Annotated in this window: 13 protein-coding genes; 2 read left to right on the forward strand and 11 right to left on the reverse strand. The window is 74.7% G+C overall.

Translation table 11 applies throughout. The features are described 5' to 3' along the window. Nucleotides 1-29: 29 nt before the first annotated feature. Nucleotides 30-575, reverse strand: a complete 546-nt coding sequence (locus ACZ7MF_RS17900; RefSeq protein ID WP_471477743.1) for a hypothetical protein — start codon at nt 573-575, stop codon at nt 30-32. Nucleotides 576-603: 28 nt separating this feature from the next. Beyond that, nucleotides 604-1,182, reverse strand: coding sequence for an ATP-binding protein (locus ACZ7MF_RS17905; RefSeq protein ID WP_471477744.1), 579 nt, complete (start codon nt 1,180-1,182; stop codon nt 604-606). Between the two features lie 180 nt (nt 1,183-1,362). On the opposite strand from ACZ7MF_RS17905, the gene ACZ7MF_RS17910 reads away from it, so the two are divergent. Together ACZ7MF_RS17910 and ACZ7MF_RS17915 are read left to right on the forward strand one after the other, a co-directional pair. Further along, a complete protein-coding gene (locus ACZ7MF_RS17910; RefSeq protein WP_356856013.1) occupies nt 1,363-1,590 on the forward strand; it encodes a DUF397 domain-containing protein in 228 nt (75 codons plus the stop codon). 124 nt (nt 1,591-1,714) lie between these two features. Then, nucleotides 1,715-2,635: a helix-turn-helix domain-containing protein gene (locus ACZ7MF_RS17915; RefSeq protein WP_471477745.1), complete on the forward strand. Its 921-nt coding sequence runs from the start codon at nt 1,715-1,717 to the stop codon at nt 2,633-2,635. A gap of 103 nt (nt 2,636-2,738) precedes the next feature. Here the strand turns inward: ACZ7MF_RS17915 and ACZ7MF_RS17920 are convergent, their stop codons facing one another. The 9 genes from ACZ7MF_RS17920 to bdeA all read right to left on the reverse strand — a co-directional run bounded on the left by ACZ7MF_RS17920 (nt 2,739) and on the right by bdeA (nt 14,529). Beyond that, entirely contained in the window at nt 2,739-3,557 is an 819-nt protein-coding gene (locus ACZ7MF_RS17920) for an SAM-dependent methyltransferase (protein ID WP_471477746.1), read from the reverse strand. A gap of 147 nt (nt 3,558-3,704) precedes the next feature. Further along, nucleotides 3,705-4,985: an ABC transporter substrate-binding protein gene (locus ACZ7MF_RS17925; RefSeq protein WP_471477747.1), complete on the reverse strand. Its 1,281-nt coding sequence runs from the start codon at nt 4,983-4,985 to the stop codon at nt 3,705-3,707. Continuing rightward, nucleotides 4,982-6,145 (reverse strand): branched-chain amino acid ABC transporter permease, encoded by a 1,164-nt coding sequence (locus tag ACZ7MF_RS17930; protein ID WP_471477748.1) that lies wholly within the window; start codon nt 6,143-6,145, stop codon nt 4,982-4,984. Before ACZ7MF_RS17930 ends, ACZ7MF_RS17925 begins: the two co-directional genes overlap by 4 nt. Further along, nucleotides 6,138-7,037, reverse strand: coding sequence for a branched-chain amino acid ABC transporter permease (locus ACZ7MF_RS17935; RefSeq protein ID WP_471477749.1), 900 nt, complete (start codon nt 7,035-7,037; stop codon nt 6,138-6,140). The genes ACZ7MF_RS17930 and ACZ7MF_RS17935 overlap by 8 nt, the downstream gene beginning before the upstream one ends. Next, nucleotides 7,034-7,834, reverse strand: coding sequence for an ABC transporter ATP-binding protein (locus ACZ7MF_RS17940; protein ID WP_471477750.1), 801 nt, complete (start codon nt 7,832-7,834; stop codon nt 7,034-7,036). Before ACZ7MF_RS17940 ends, ACZ7MF_RS17935 begins: the two co-directional genes overlap by 4 nt. Further along, complete coding sequence (locus ACZ7MF_RS17945) at nt 7,831-8,622, reverse strand: ABC transporter ATP-binding protein (protein ID WP_471477751.1); 792 nt, start codon at nt 8,620-8,622, stop codon at nt 7,831-7,833. The genes ACZ7MF_RS17940 and ACZ7MF_RS17945 overlap by 4 nt, the downstream gene beginning before the upstream one ends. 579 nt (nt 8,623-9,201) lie before the next feature. Beyond that, the gene (locus ACZ7MF_RS17950) at nt 9,202-10,482 is read right to left on the reverse strand and encodes a PucR family transcriptional regulator (protein WP_471477752.1); all 1,281 of its coding nucleotides are present in this window, start codon (nt 10,480-10,482) and stop codon (nt 9,202-9,204) included. A gap of 120 nt (nt 10,483-10,602) precedes the next feature. Then, entirely contained in the window at nt 10,603-13,425 is a 2,823-nt protein-coding gene (locus tag ACZ7MF_RS17955) for a helix-turn-helix transcriptional regulator (protein ID WP_471477753.1), read from the reverse strand. Nucleotides 13,426-13,596: 171 nt separating this feature from the next. Further along, a complete protein-coding gene (gene bdeA, locus ACZ7MF_RS17960) occupies nt 13,597-14,529 on the reverse strand; it encodes a bis(hydroxyethyl) terephthalate hydrolase (RefSeq protein ID WP_471477754.1) in 933 nt (310 codons plus the stop codon). Nucleotides 14,530-14,850: the final 321 nt, after the last annotated feature.

Genomic DNA, 14,850 nt, shown 5'->3' on the forward strand with positions numbered 1-14,850 from the left:
CGGGTCCCGGTCTGCGAAGGTGCGAGGGCTCAGTCTCCGAGGGTCCGGGCGAGTTCGCTGGTGGCGCGCATGATCTCGGTGTCGTCCTCGGCCAGCAGCCGCGCCAGTCCGTCCCGCCGGGCGCGCACGGCCTGCCGCGCCGCGCGCTCCCAGGCCACCGGGTTCTCACGGTGGTTGAGCAGCTTGGGGTAGGCGGTGGCGGTGGTCTCCCACTGCCGGGCGTCGGCGATGTTCTTGAGCAGCTGGATGATCTGCGCCCGGCAGCTCACCTGGGGCCGCTGCGCCAGCTCCCACAGGAAGGGCACGGTCGCGGCGGTCGCCTGCTCGACGACGAAGCCGTACTGGCAGATGCGCCTGCGCAGGTCACCGAGGGCGGCGCGGGCTGTTTCGGCGTCACCCCGGGCGACCTTGCGCAGCAGCCGGGGAATGGCCGCCGCCGAGCCGGTGGAGTCCTGGATGTCGCTCCAGGGCACGCCGTCCAGGCCTGCGAGCAAGGTGGTGGTGCGGGGGGAGCCGGGCGGCGTCTGACGGTCGGTGCGCCGGATGCTCGGCTCGGGTGTCGGAGCGCTGCGCATGGTGTGGGGCCCTTCCGCGGCAGTCGGGTCAGGTGAGGGGGCGGGTCGACAACGTGGCCCAGACCGTCTTGCCCGCCGGCGGGCGCGGGGTCCAGCCCCACTCCTCGGCGAGGGCGTCGACGATGCGCAGGCCGCGTCCGTGCTCCCGGAGTGCGGAGCCGTCGGACGGGTTGAACCGGGGCGCGTTGTCCCCGGGATCGGAGACGGTCAGCGTCAGCCGGCCGGAGTCCAGGGCGAGTCCGAGCCTGATCTCCGGCGAGCCGGCCGCCGCCGACGGCACCGCGTGCGTCAGTGCGTTGGAGACGAGTTCGGTGATCACGAGGACCGCGTCGTCACCGAGATGGTCGAGCGACCACCCGCTCAGGGTGTCCCGCGTGAAGACCCGGGCCCGGGCGAACCCCTCCCCGCTGCACGCGACGCGCAGTACGGCGGCGGTCGGGCGGCCGCCGAGGGCGGGACGACTCGGGTACGGGGCGGGCGAGGACGGGGCGGCCCGGCCGGCGGTGGTCCGCACCGGGTACGGGAGCCCTCCGGAGCGGGGCGTCGCGCCTGCCTCCGACACGGGTTCGCCGGGCGACCGGAGCGCTGGATGCGCAGGTGACGGCACAGCATCTCCCTGATGCGACGTCAGAACGGGGCGTCGACCGAGGGGTTGACGCCACGGCTATTATCCACGCTTAGAGCGCTCGCGTGCAATTGCACGAGAAATTGCGCGAAAAAAGTCGGATGGGGGCGCTCGGGGACCGGCACGGCTCGGTCCGCTCCCCCGAACAGCAAGGAGACCGCGGTGCCACCAGTGCGCAACGGAGTGCAGGCCAGCTTGTTGGACGCCTGCTGGAAGAAGAGTCGGCACAGCAACGCCGAGGGCAACTGCGTCGAGGTCGCCCTCGTGGACGGAGGCATCGCGATGCGCAACTCCCGTGATCCCGACGGCCCCGCGCTCGTCTACACACCGGCCGAGGTGGCGGCGTTCCTGGCGGGGGCGAAGGAGGGCGAGTTCGACCACCTGGTGTAGGGCGCGGCGGCGCGGCGGCCCGGGAAGCGGAGCCCAACTACCCGATTTCCGCGGGCGGATGCGGCGGGCACCCAGGGGATGAGATAGTCTTTCCTTCAAGTCTGCCGGTCTGCTGGGAGTCAGGATGTCCGCCGCGTCGCATCGCATCTCCCGTCTCGAACCCTATCTGGATCGGGCCGAACCGGCTCCGACCCTGCTGAAGATGCTCGTCGGCGTGCAGCTGGCGGGATTCCGCGAGGATGCCGGCCTCTCCCAGGACCAGGCCGCACGCGCGCTCGGCTTCAGCGCCGCGAAGCTCTCGCGCATCGAGTCGGGCAAGGGCCGCAGGCCTCCCACGGAGACCGACGTCCGGGCACTGCTCGAGAAGTACGGCACCGATCCGTACGAGGCCTCGGTGCTGCTCAAGCTGTTGCAACGAGCGGGCGAACCGGGCTGGTGGCAGCGGTACGACAAGCGCCTGATGCCCGAGTGGTTCGACCGTCTGGTCGGCCTCCAGGAGGCCGCGGCGACCATCCGCACCTTCGAGATCCAGTACGTCCCCGGCCTGCTGCAGACCGAGGCCTACACCGATGCCGTGGTCAGGCGCGGTCTGCCGAACGCACCCGCGAGCGAGGTCGGACGCCGCGTCGAACTGCGCAAGCGCCGGGCCCAGTTGCTGGACCGCGTCGACGCGCCGCAGCTGTGGGCGATCATCGACGAGTCGGTACTGCTGCGTGTGCTGGGCAGCCGTGAGGTCATGCGCGAGCAGCTCGCCCACCTGGCCGCGATGGCGAAGCTGCCCCATGTGACGCTGCAGATCGTGCCGCTGGACGTGACGAACGCGTCGGCGCCCGCGATCCCCGTCACCTATCTGCGCTTCGGCGGCACCGACCTGCCGGACGTGGTCTATCTGGAGCACATCAAGAGCGCCAACTTCCTGGAGGACCAGGACGAGACCGAGGAGTACCGGGTGGCGCTGGACCGGCTGGCCGACGAGGCGCTGACTCCGCGGGAGTCACTGGAGCGGCTGCGCGAGACGATGGCGACGCGCTACTCCGACATGTAGCGGCACGGCAGACGACGGAGGAGGGGTCACGCGCGGCGCGCGTGACCCCTCCTCCGTCATGTCCGTCGTGTCGCGTGCGGGCGACCGGCCCGCCCGGACGCCGTCAGCGCAGACGTCCCAGTCCGCCGAACTCGATCCACTCGTCGGTGAGCTGACGCGGCGCCACCTCGGTGTCCGGGCGCCAGGTGGAGACCTCCACGAGCCCCGGTTCCAGGATGTCCATGCCCTCGAAGAGCGCCTCGACGTCCCCCGGCTCACGCACCCGGCCCCAGTGGCCCTGGGTCGCCCGGTCCATGAAGTCGGTGACGAACTTCCGCACCTCGGCGTCCTCGCTGACCAGCTGGCACATCACCGCGAAGCTGCCGGGCGCGAGCCGCTCGGTCACCCGGCGGACGACCGCCCGGGGGCCGTCCGTGTCGCTGTCCGGGATGCAGTGGAAGACCGAGTTGAACAGCACGGCGACCGGCTGCGAGAAGTCGATCAGGCGCTGGGTGTCCGGATGGGAGAAGATCTCCTCCGTCGCCCGCATGTCGGCGTGGATGACGGCGGTCTGGTCGTTCTGGTCGAGCAGCGCCCGGCCGTGGACCAGCACCATCGGGTCGTTGTCCACGTAGACGACGCGGGAGTCGGGGGCGACGCGCTGGGCGACCTGGTGCACGTTGTCCTGCGTGGGCAGGCCGGATCCGTGGTCGAGGAACTGGCGGATGCCGTAGTCCTCGGCGAGGACGCGCACGACCCGCTGGAGGAAGCGCCGATTGTTCAGCGCCAGCCGCCGCGTACTGGGGACGACCTTGTCGAGCTCGCCGACGGCAGCCCGGTCGGCCGCGTAGTTGTCCTTGCCGCCCAGGTAGAAGTCGTACATACGTGCCGCTGTCGGCACGCCGGCGTCGATCTCCGTGGACAGCTGCTTGTCGGCTTGCATCGTTCCCCCAGCTCCGTACCGGCGCCAACTGGACTGGCATGACAGACAGTACATCCTAAAGACGTAGTGGTCAGCCAAACCAGAGGCTGGACCAAGTGGCCGTCAAACCCGTTGTCATCCGGTCCAGTTGACGGCCACTCGATCGGGTCAGCCGCGTCCGGCCAGGTACGCGTCCACTCCGGGTGCCTTGTGGGCCTCCTCCACGCCGACCAGACCGCCGAGCGCCTTGGCGTCGGGCTTCAGCACGTACGTCGACCGGCTGGCCGGCGCGGTGACGTAGCTGAAGTTCTGCGGGATGCCGAGACCGGTGTCGGCGTTCTTCTGCGAGCGGTGCGCCTTGACCACGTCCGGCCGGGCGAGGCTGCCGCCCTCGCAGGCCTTCTTCAGGTCGGCGCCGGTCAGTTGGGCGGCGTTGTACCCGGAGAGCACGCCGGAGTCGACCGGCTCGCCCGGGTACGCCTTCTGGTAGGAGGCGACCATCTTCTTGACGCCCGGCAGGTCGGAGCTGACCGCCGGTGCGGCACTGACCACGTGCACCATGGCTTCCAGCGCCGCCGCCGCGGGCGTCTTCAGCAGCTGCGGCGCGTAGCCGGGAGCGCTGGAGACGATCGGCACCGTCAGACCGCGGGCGGCGGCCAGGCCGGCCAGGGAGGCGGTCTGGGCGGGGCCCGCGCTGATCAGGATCGCCTTCACCCCGGCCTTGCTCAGGGCGGACACCTGCGCGGTCAGGTCGGTGTCGGTGGCTTTGATCTTCTGCCCGGCGACCTTCATCCCCGCCTGTTCTGCGGCCCACTCGGAGCCCTCCAGCGCGTTGGCGCCGTAGTCGCCCTCGAAGTAGACGTGGCCGATCGTGTCGCCCTTGGCGAGCTTCTTGGTGCGGGTGAGGAAGTCGACGGCGGCGATCATGTCGAGGTCGTAGGTGGTGCCGAGGACCTGGACGGAGTCCCGGCCGAGCAGGCTGGCCGCCCAGGCCTGCGGGAAGGTCAGCATGTGGTCGCGCTCGATGTCGTCGAGCAGGGCGGCGACCACCGGGGAGCCGATGACCTGGGGCAGGGCGACGACGTCCGGTGCGATGTCGGCGTAGGCGGTGACCGCCTTCTGCACGTCGTAGCCGTGGTCCTTGACGACGATCTCCACCTGGCGCCCGCAGATGCCGCCCGCGGCGTTGGTCTCGTCGGCCCACATCTGCTGGGCCTGCACGATGCTCTTGCCGAGGGTGGCGTAGGGGCCGGTGAGGTCGGTCAGTGCGCCGAGTCTGATGGTCTTGTCGCTGACTCCGGGGCCGGACTTGACGCCGTCGGCGGCGTCGTCGGTGCTCCCGCCGTCCGCCTTGGAGCTGCAGGCGGTGCCCGCGAGCAGCACGGCGGCCAGTGCCGCGGCCAGGGCGGCTGTCCGGGTGGTGCGGGGCCTGGGGTGCTTGACGTTCACGGGGTGTGCTCCTTGGCTCGTGCGGAGGTGTCGGTGGCGGTGGCAGCGGGGCCGGTTTCGGTGGGTCCGGGCGAGGGACCGTTGCCGGGCGGGCCGGTGACCGGTGGGCGGCGGCGCAGGCGGGCGCGGACGCGGCGGGCCAGTCCGTGCAGGCCGTCGGGGGCGTAGAGGAGGATCACGACGATGGCCGCGCCGTAGAGGTAGCGGGACGCCTCGGTCGGGCCGATCGAGCCGCCGCCGGAACCGGGTGCCGCGACCAGGGGCAGCTGGTCGGCGTAGCGGGTCATCAGCAGCGGCAGCGCGGTGACGAAGACGGCTCCCGCGGTGGCTCCGGCCACCGAGCCGAGGCCACCTATGACAATCATGGCGAGGTAGTCGACGGAGAGGGCGAGGGAGAAGTAGTCGGGCACCACGCGGCGGAAGGAGAGCGCGAGCAGGACGCCGGCGAGGCCCGCGTACATCGAGGAGACGACGAACGCGGCCGAGCGGTACCGGGCCACGTGCACGCCCATCACGGCCGCGGCGGTCTCGCTGTCGCGCACCGCCGCCAGGGCGCGTCCGGGCCGGCCGCGCAGCAGTCCGCGCGCGGTGAACCAGGTGACGGCGAACAGGGCCAGGCCCAGGTACCAGAGCCGTTCCTCGGCGCCGAACGGCACGCCCAGGACGGTGAGTTCGGGACCGGACTCGGCGAAGGCGAAGCCGCCCAGTTCCAGCGGCGGCACCGAGCGGCCGTTGAAGCCGCCGGTGACGGAGTCCGCGGTGAGCAGGACGTGGTGGCCGAGGAAGACCAGGGCGAGGGTGGCGACGCCGAGGTAGATGCCCTTCACGCGTCCGGCGACGGGGCTGAACAGCCCGCCCGCCGCCCCGGCGAGCAGGACGGCGAGGACGGCGGCGACGGCGGGCGGCAGCCCGGGCCCCGGCTCGCCCGCCAGCCAGACGTAGCCGTAGGCGCCGACGGCCAGGAAGAAGGCGTGTCCGAGGGAGAGCTGCCCGGCGGTGCCGCTGAGCAGGCCGAGTCCGACGGCGCCGATGGCCGCGGCCATGGAGAACAGGCCGATGCGCAGCCAGAAGGCGTCCAGGTAGAAGGGCAGGGCGCACAGGAGCAGTGCGGTCAGCAGCAGCGGGCCGCGCTTGAGGAGGAGGGGTCGCGGGTCAGACACGGGCCGCTCCCTTCGCCGCGAAGAGTCCGGCCGGACGCACCAGCAGGACCAGCACCATCACGGCGTACGGGGCGACGTCGCCGAAGCCCTCGCCGAGGACGTGCAGGTCGGACTGGTAACCGGCGACGAACGCCTCGGTGAGGCCGATCAGCATGCTGCCGACCAGGGCGCCGACCGGAGAGGTCATGCCGCCGAGGATGGCGGCGGGGAAGGCCTTCAGCGCGATCTGCCCGGTGGTGCGTTCGAGGCCGGGCGCCGGGAAGGCGACCAGGAAGACGGCGGCGAGGGCGGCGAGGCCGCCGGCCAGGCACCAGGCGGCGGTGCGTACGCGGGTGAGCCGTACGCCCATCAGGGCGGCTGCCTCCCGGTCCTCCGCCGCCGCGCGCAGCGACAGGCCCCACGGGGTGTACCGGAAGAGGGCGAAGGCGCCGGCGATGGCGACGGCGGACACCAGGATCGCGGCGATGCGGCTGTCGGCCACGGTCACCGGGCCGAGGTCGGTCACGGCGGAGCCCCAGGGGTCGCCGAGCGGCAGCAGGTCGCCGCCGATGCGCCGGGCGAGGTCGGTGACCAGGACGATGTCGACGCCGATGGTGACGATGGTCTGGACGTGGGCGGCGTGCGGGTCGGTCCCGCCGACGCGTTGCAGCACCAGCCGGTCCAACGCCCCGGCCACGGCCGCCGTCACGAGGACCGCGACGGCCAGCGCCCCGGCGAAGCCGATGTCGTCGTGGAGGACGGCGACGAGGTACCCGCCGAGCAGCAGCAGTGAGCCGTGGGTGAAGCTCAGGACGCCGGAGGCCTTGAAGATGGTGACGAAGCCGAGGGCGATCAGGGCGTACACGGAGCCCAGGGCGAGCCCGCCCAGCAGGCTGTCGAGGAAGCCGGTCATGCCGCGTCCTCCCCCGTGGTGGCGGTGCCGAGGTAGGCGCGGAGCACCTCGGGGTCACGCCGGACCTCGTCGGGGGTGCCGTGGGCGACGGCCCGGCCGAAGTCGAGGACGGTGACCTCGTCGGCGAGCCGCATGACCAGGCCCATGTCGTGCTCGACCAGCACGACGGACAGGCCGAGTTCGGCGCGGATCTCCCGGACGACCTCGGTCATGCGGGTGCGTTCGGCGGCGTTCATGCCGGCCACGGGTTCGTCGAGCAGCAGGACACGGGGCTCCAGACACAGGGCGCGGGCGAGTTCGACGCGTTTGCGGTCGCCGTACGACAGCAGCGCGACGGGTGAGTCGAAGTGGGCGCCGAGGCCGGTGAGTTCGGCGATCTCGCGGGCCTTGGCGAGGTGGGCGCGCTGTTCGCGCCGGGCGCGCGGCAGGCGCAGGGCGCTGGCGGTGAAACCGGCGCGGGACAGGGCGTGCCGGCCGAGCATCAGGTTGTCGGCGACGGTGCCCTGGGTGGTGACGATGTTCTGGAAGGTGCGGGCGACGCCCAGGGCGGCGATCCGGTGCGGGGCGAGCCGGGTCAGTTCGGCGGCACCGAGCCGTACGGTGCCCGCGGTGGGCCGGTACAGGCCGGACAGGACGTTGAAGCAGGTGGACTTGCCGGCGCCGTTGGGGCCGATGACGGCGTGCACGGTGCCGGGGGCGACGGTGAAGGTGACGTCGTCGAGGGCGAGGAGACCGGCGAAGCGCACGGTCACGCCCCGTACGTCGAGTGCGGGCGGTGCGGCGGCGGTGGCTTTCACGCGGCCCCCTTCCCGTCGGCGCCGTCGGTGCTCTCGCCCAGGTAGAGGCGGCGTACGGCGTCCGTCCGCGCGAGGTCGGCGGCGGCGCCGGACAGCCGGATCTCGCCGACCTCCAGGACGTGGGCGTGCTCGGCGAGCGACAGGGCCATGCCGGCGTTCTGTTCGACGAGCAGGACGGCGGTGCCCTGGGTGTTGATCTCGCGGACGACCTCGGCGATGCGGTCGACCATCATCGGGGCGAGGCCGAGCGAGGGCTCGTCGAGCAGGAGCAGGCGGGGGGCGGCCATCAGGGCGCGGCCGATGGCGAGCATCTGCTGTTCCCCGCCGGACAGCAGACCCGCGGCCTGGCGGGTGCGCTCGGCGAGCCTCGGAAACAGGGTGAAGACGCGCTCCCTGGCCTCGCGGACCTGGGCGGGGGCGCGACGGTTCAGGCCCAGCCCGCCGGCCCGCAGGTTCTCGTCGACGGTGAGTCCGGCGAAGACCCGCCTGCCCTCGGGCACCTGGACGACTCCGGCGCGTACGGCGGCGACCGGGTCCCGGCCGTCCAGGACCGTGTCGCCGTAGCGGACCCGGCCGGCCGTGATCGCGCCGCGGTGCAGGCGCAGGGTGCCCGAGACGGCCCGCAGCAGCGTCGTCTTGCCGGCGCCGTTGGCTCCGAGCAGCGCGACGACGGCGCGGTGCGGGACGGTCAGGGACACGGAGCGGAGGGCGGACAGTGCGCGCCCGTACGTCACGTCGAGGCTCTCGACGTGCAGCGCGGGCGCGCCGTCCGGTGGTGCTGCGGGCATCGCGGCTCCTTGGGACCGGGCCGGTACGGCACGGTGACGGGTGAAGGGGGGAGCTCACGACAGCACGGACCCAGGGGGCCGTACAGGGTGGTCCGGCAGGGTCGCTGCGGGGTCCCAGTCCACGGGCGGTGAGTCTGTGCGGATGCCCAGAAGCACGGCCCGCGGTCCCGTCCCGACGCCCCCACCGACCGGCGCCGAACGGGACCCCTCGGTCGCCCTCCGCGCGGCGCACCGGCCGGGACGGACCGACCGGGCAGTGCGAGGGCCCGCCTCCGGCCCCCGCAGGGACGGGTGACCAACAGGACACCACGATGACCCCGGTGCGGCCCCCACCCGAACGCCCGGAGGCCGGCTGCACAGCAACGGGCCTGGGAGGGCGGGCCCAGGCGGGCGGTGGAGGGCCCGCCCCGGCGCCCCACACCGACCGGTGCTGAACGGGGCGCCGCGGTGGCCCGGTGGGCGCCCGGCACCCGAAACGCCCGGAGAGCGCCTGCCGCGGCAACGGCAAGCGGGCCGGGGAAACCGAGCACCGCGTACCGGTCGGGGCAGGGCGGGCCCAGACGGTGGGCGCCGCGCGCCTCAGTCCTGCAGGACGCGTCGCGCCGTCAGGGCCAGGGTGAACTCGACGAGGTCGGCCGGGCGGGCCAGGGAGCGGCCGGTGAGCTGTTCGCAGCGGCGGAGGCGGTTGAGGACCGTGTTGCGGTGGCAGTAGAGGCGTTCGCCGGCGCGCTGGGCCGAACCGTCGCAGTCGAGCCAGGTGGTGAGGGTGTCGAGGAGCACCTCGCGGTCGGCGGACTCCAGGCGGAGCAGGGGTCCGAGCACCTTCTCGGCGAGGGCCCGGCCCAGCTCGGGGCTGGAGACGACCAGGGCGGCGGGGAGCTGGTCGGCCAGTCGCACGGTGCCCCCGGCCGGGGGGCAGATGGCCAGGGCGGTGTCCGCGAGCCGGCGGGCGTCCCCGACGGCGGCGAGTCCGCCGACCGGGCTGCCCACACCGACCCGGAGGCCCGGGACGGGGACGCGGGGCACGGCCTCCGGCTGGTGCGGGTCCGGGAGTTCGTCGTGGTCGCCGACCAGGACGATGCCGTAGTCGGTATCCGCCCCGGCGTGCCAGTGGACCCGGCTCCCGGGCGGTACGGCGGCGCGGGCGGCGTCGGGCCGGGCCGGTGGCCCGCCGGTGACGGCGACGACGACGTACCGGCCGTGCTCCGGGAGGCCGAGGGCCCGGGCGGCCTCGGGCAGGTCGGCGATGCGCCCGGTGCCGTCGAGCAGGCCGGCGGCCAGCTGCCGGACCCGGTTCTCGCGGCGTCGGCCGATCTGCCACTCGGTCTGCCGGTAGGCGTCCGCGACGAGGGTGCAGTGCTCGTCGACGAAGTTCCACACGTCGGCGGCCACGTGCACGAGGAGCCGCACGTCCTCCGGGGCGGCCCTGGAGGTCTCCTCGACCAGCCGCTGCCACACCAGCGAGCCGCCCAGGCGGAAGGCGTGCAGCAGGGCGTCCAGCGGGAGTCCCTGCTCGGCGCGGGCGGCGCCGATCCGCCAGGAGCAGCGGCGGGCCGCGTCCCTGGCGCCGCGCGGGTCGAGCAGCGAGGCCACGCTGTGCCGCAGGGAGCGGTGGGCCTCCTGCCAGGTGGCGGTGGGGTCCTTGGTGAGGGCGGACCGGTAGGCGGGCTCCTGCTCGCGCAGCAGCGCCATCAGCCGGTCGGTCAGGTCGGGCAGGTCGTCGAGCAGGGCGCGGGCGGCCCGGTGCAGGACACGCAGGGCGTCGGCGTCGATCAACGACGTGACCCCGGGTGTCCGCGGGCGTGGAACGGGCGTCAGCCCGGTGCGGATCGCTGCTCGTGACCGTACGGCGTGCTGCATCGCGGTCCTCCCCGGGGCAGGGCTTGCGGAGGCGCCTTCCCGCGACGGGCCGTCCCGCCGCGCCGGGCCTGCCCCCTGACTCGTCCTGCCCCGAAGGATGGCATACCGTCCGGTCGGTCCCTAGGGTTGTGCACCGGTCTTTTCCTGCTGTCCGGCGCGACGCGCGTCCTGGGCCGCCTGCGCCTCCTGGGCCCGTTCGGCCTGCCCGACCATGCGGGCCAGCTCCAGGCGGGACCGGACGGCGAGGGCGGCGAAGACCTTGCGGAGGTGGTAGTCGACGGTGCGGGTGCTCACCCCGAGGGCCAGCGCGACCTCGCGGTTGGTGGCGCCCTCGGCGACCTGCCGCGCGATGCGCAGTTGCTGCGGGGTCAGGCGGCCGAGGCGGGCCGGTGTTCCGGCGCCGGTGCCGGGGCCCCGCGGGGCCGCCCCCAGGGCGCGGAGTTCGTCGCGTGCCTGCGCGGCCCAGACGCCGGCGCCGCAGCGCTCGAAGCCGGCCAGCGCGGCGCCGAGACGGCCACGGGCTTCACGGGGTCTGCGGCGCCGGCGCAGCCACTTGCCGTACAGCAGCGCGGTGCGGGCCCGCTCGAAGTCGCCGCCCGCCTCGTCGTGCCGGTCGAGGGCACGGCGGTAGAGGGCGTCGGCGTGCTCGGCGGGGGCGAGCAGGGCGTGGCAGCGGGCGAGTTGGGCGGCGGCCTGCGGGTCGGCGCCGAACGCCGCCCAGTCGGCGAAGTCCGTGAGGACCTCGCGGGCGTCCTCGTGGCGGCCGGCGAGCACGGCGGCCTCCACGAAGCAGGGCACGGCCAGCCGCCAGACCGCGAAGTGGCCCCGCCCCGGTCCGGGCAGGACCAGGAGTCCGAGCCGGTCGGCCGCGTCGAAGGGGCGCCCCCGGCCGAGGTCGGCGCGGGCCGCCGCCCACTGGGCGAGGGTGGCCGCCTGGGCGAGCCCGTGCCGCCGGGCCGTGTCCAGCGCGGCCGTGACGTGCCGGGTGACGACGTCCGGCTCCTCCTCGATCGACGCGGCGAGCGCCAGCACCGCCCGGTGGTGGGCGGCCGTGTTGCGCTGCCCGGCCCGCAGCGCGGTGCGCAGCCCCTCCTCCGCGTGGGTACGGGCCTGCGGGTGCCGGCCGGCGCGCAGTTCGGCGTAGGCGAGGTACTCCAGTGCCTGCGGGACCAGCGCGTCCGACCCGAGATGACGGGCCGCGGCCAGGGCCCGGGCGCCGCCGCTGCGGGCGGCGTCCACGTCCCCGAGCAGCAGCGCCGCCGCCGCCGACCGCAGCAGCGTCTCCGGCCGGTCCTCGGTCCTGCCCCGCCGGACCACCTGCCCGAGCGGTGCCCCGGCCCGGTCGAGCCGTCCCTCGAGCAGCGCCCGCATCCCGACACGGTGGTCGCGCACGACGACGGCCGTGCGGGCCGCAGGGCCACGGGCCGCGGCGGGCCCGTCGGACCCGTCGGACGGGTGCTCGGCACGCAGAGGGGGCTGGGGCTGGGGGGCGAGGGTGGCCAGGCATGCCGGCAGGTCGCCCGCCGCCCAGGCCGCGTCGGCGGCGGCCAGGGCGGCCGTCGCGGCCTCGGCGGGATCGTCCTCGGCGAGCAGGGACGCGGCCAGCAGCAGGGACTGGTGGGCGTCACCGACCGGACCGTCCCGCAGTTCCGTCACGCCGCGCAGGAGCTCGGCCCGTCCCCGTACGGCGGCGGGGGCGGCGCGGTCACGGGCCGCGGCGAGCAGGGGGCGCGCCCGTTCGGGTCGCCCGGCGAGCAGGGCCTGCTCGGCCGCGGCGGTGTAGCGCTCCGCCCGCCGCGCCCCGTCGGCCGTCAGCTCGGCGGCACGGGCGTACGCGGTCGCGCGCAGCCGGTGCGAGGCGGGCACCGCGCCGTCGGCCGCCGTCGCCGCCAGCAGGTCCGCCGACGCGGGTGCGGGCGCGGGCCCGCCCAGGGACCAGGAGCGGTGCAACAGCGCCGTGAGCCGGTGGCCGCCGCCGTCCAGCGCGTCGGCCAGCGCGCGGTGCACGGCGCGACGCCGGTCCGCGTCGGCGGTGGCGTGCACCGTTCGGCGGACCAGCGGGCTGCGGAAGCGGAGCCCGTCACCGGCCAGGACGAGCTGCTCGGGCAGCGGTTCCGCACCGGCCTCGCGGCCGGGCCCGGGGCCGGGCTCCGGGGCCGACCGCAGGCGCCGCAGCACGTCGCGGACCAGTCCGGCGTCGGCGTCCGCCCCGTCCGAGGCCTCTGCGGCCGCCGCCACCGTCAGCAGCAGGTCCCGCGCATGGGCGGACGGTCCGGTCGGCGCACCGCCCGCGGTCTCGGCGAGGGCCGCCGCGTCGGCCAGCGGAAGGGGCAGCGGCCGGTGTCCGCGCAGCTCGGCGGGTGACAGGCGGCGCACGAGGGCGACGAGCAGGGCCGGGTTTCCCTCCGCCTCGGCCAGGAGCTGCTCGCGGACCGCCGGTGCGGCGACGCCGTCGGTCACGTCGTCGAGCAGGGCGGCGGCCCTCGCCGGTGCCAGCGGGTCCAGGTGCACGACGGGCAGCCGGGCGAACTCCGGGTCGACGGCACGGTCCGAGGCGACGGAGAGCAGCAGGCCGACCCGGTCGGCGGTGGACAGGCGCCGCGCCGCACGGGCCAGCGCCATCCGGGCCGGCGCATCCCACCGGTGGGCGTCGTCGGCACACACGAGTACGGGCGCCGCGAGTGCCGCCGCCCGCAGGGTGTCGAGCAGTTGCCCGGCGGTGATGTGCGCGTCGGAGCCGGGGCCGAGGTGGAGTACGGGACCGGCCCGGAAGGAGCGGGCGGCCCACTGGAGCAGAGTGGTCCGGCCGAGTCCCGGTTCGCCGGCCAGGAGCAGCCGGCCGCCCTGGGTGGGCAGCGCGTCCAGCATCGCGCGCAGCGCCCTGCGTTGCGCGCTCCGGCCGTGGACCCGCACGGCCGTACGTACGGTCGTCTGTCCGGTCATTCCCGGGAGGTTACGCGCGCGTAACCCGGCGCGGAAGGCGTCGATCCGCCCGCGCCCGCCCGGCCATCGACGCTGTCACCTGCGGTTGCGCGCCCGGGCGGGCGGCGCGCGCACTGTGCCGACGCCCAACCGGATCCGAGCCCGGGCGTGCGCCGGCACAGCGCTCCGGTGTCAGGAACCGTGCGGGCAGTTGCCCCGGTACTCCTCGATCGTCAGACTCGGCCGCGGCAGCGGGCACAGGAACTGCTCGTAGCGGGTGTCGTTGTCGATGAAGCGCTTGAGCCAGGAGACGCTGTACTTCGCGATCGTCGTGTTGGACGAGTTGGGCGAGAAGTGGGTCGCGTTGTTCAGCTCCAGATAGGCCCGGTCGGTCGCGGAGGGCAGGCCGGAGTAGAACGGCTCGGCGTGCGAGGCCACGGGGGCGATCGTGTCGCCGTCGGCCCCGACGACCAGCGTCGGAGTGCTGACCTCGGGCCAGCTCTTGTCCAGGTTCCAGGGGGTGAGGGGGATCGCCGCCTGGAGCGACGGCCGGGACTTGGCGGCCTCCAGGGTGCCGCCGCCGCCCATGGAGTGGCCCATGACGCCGAGTCGGCCGCTGTCGATCCGGCCCCGGACGGAGCTGCGCTCGGTGAGGTAGTCGAGGGCGGCCAGCAGTTGGCGGCCGCGGGAGTCGGGCTGGTCCAGCGTGGTGTTGGTGTCGATGGTGAAGACCACGAAGCCCTGGGAGGCCAGCCGCGGGCCGAGCCAGGCCATGGAGGACTGGTACGCGGTGAAGCCGGGCGCGATCGCCACGGCACCGAACGTGCCGTCGCTGGTGCTGGTCGGGTAGTAGATGGTGCCGCCGCCGAATCCGGTGACCGCGAGCGAGGAGACCCTGGTGTCGGCCACCGAGTACGGGCCGCGCAGGGCCTCGATGCTGGACTCGGTGGGCGCCGGGCCGCGCTCGTACGGGTTGTCGGCGGCCTGCGCGCCCGGGCCGGTGAGGGTGCCGAGCACGAGGACCGCGGCCACGGCCGCCGTCACGCCGGCCAGCCGCCGCCGGATGCCCCGGAAGCCGGGGCGCGCTGCCCCGGGGGCCGCGTGGGTGTGGGGGTTCTGCTGCACGAGGGGGTGTCCTCTCGGTCGTGGCGACCGGCCCGGCCCGGCGACGCACACGGCCCGGAACGCGTGGGGTCGCGTCCGTGCCGTCCGCCGGGCTGGCCTCGCCGATGGGTTGGCGTTGCCACTGTCGAGGGGCGGAGCGGGCCGCGGGATCGGCAATTTCACCGGTCTCCTGCCGCCGGTTCGGATGGCGGCGAACATCGCCGAGCGGCGGTCCGCGGAGCAGCGGGGGGGGGAGGGGGTGGCGGGGGCGGGGGGCGGCCGGCCTCAGCTGACCCCTACGCGGGCCGAATGGCGCATACGAGGCGCCTCCGCAAAAACCCC

This window comes from Streptomyces sp. NPDC111628, assembly GCF_055635195.1.

Coding starts and splice junctions, on each gene's coding strand:
- ACZ7MF_RS17945 (WP_471477751.1), bottom strand. CDS start 8,622: ATGCCCGCAGCACCACCGGACGGCGCGCCCGCGCTGCACGTCGAGAGC.
- ACZ7MF_RS17955 (WP_471477753.1), bottom strand. CDS start 13,425: ATGACCGGACAGACGACCGTACGTACGGCCGTGCGGGTCCACGGCCGG.
- ACZ7MF_RS17915 (WP_471477745.1), top strand. CDS start 1,715: ATGTCCGCCGCGTCGCATCGCATCTCCCGTCTCGAACCCTATCTGGAT.
- ACZ7MF_RS17900 (WP_471477743.1), bottom strand. CDS start 575: ATGCGCAGCGCTCCGACACCCGAGCCGAGCATCCGGCGCACCGACCGT.
- ACZ7MF_RS17950 (WP_471477752.1), bottom strand. CDS start 10,482: ATGCAGCACGCCGTACGGTCACGAGCAGCGATCCGCACCGGGCTGACG.
- ACZ7MF_RS17920 (WP_471477746.1), bottom strand. CDS start 3,557: ATGCAAGCCGACAAGCAGCTGTCCACGGAGATCGACGCCGGCGTGCCG.
- ACZ7MF_RS17935 (WP_471477749.1), bottom strand. CDS start 7,037: ATGACCGGCTTCCTCGACAGCCTGCTGGGCGGGCTCGCCCTGGGCTCC.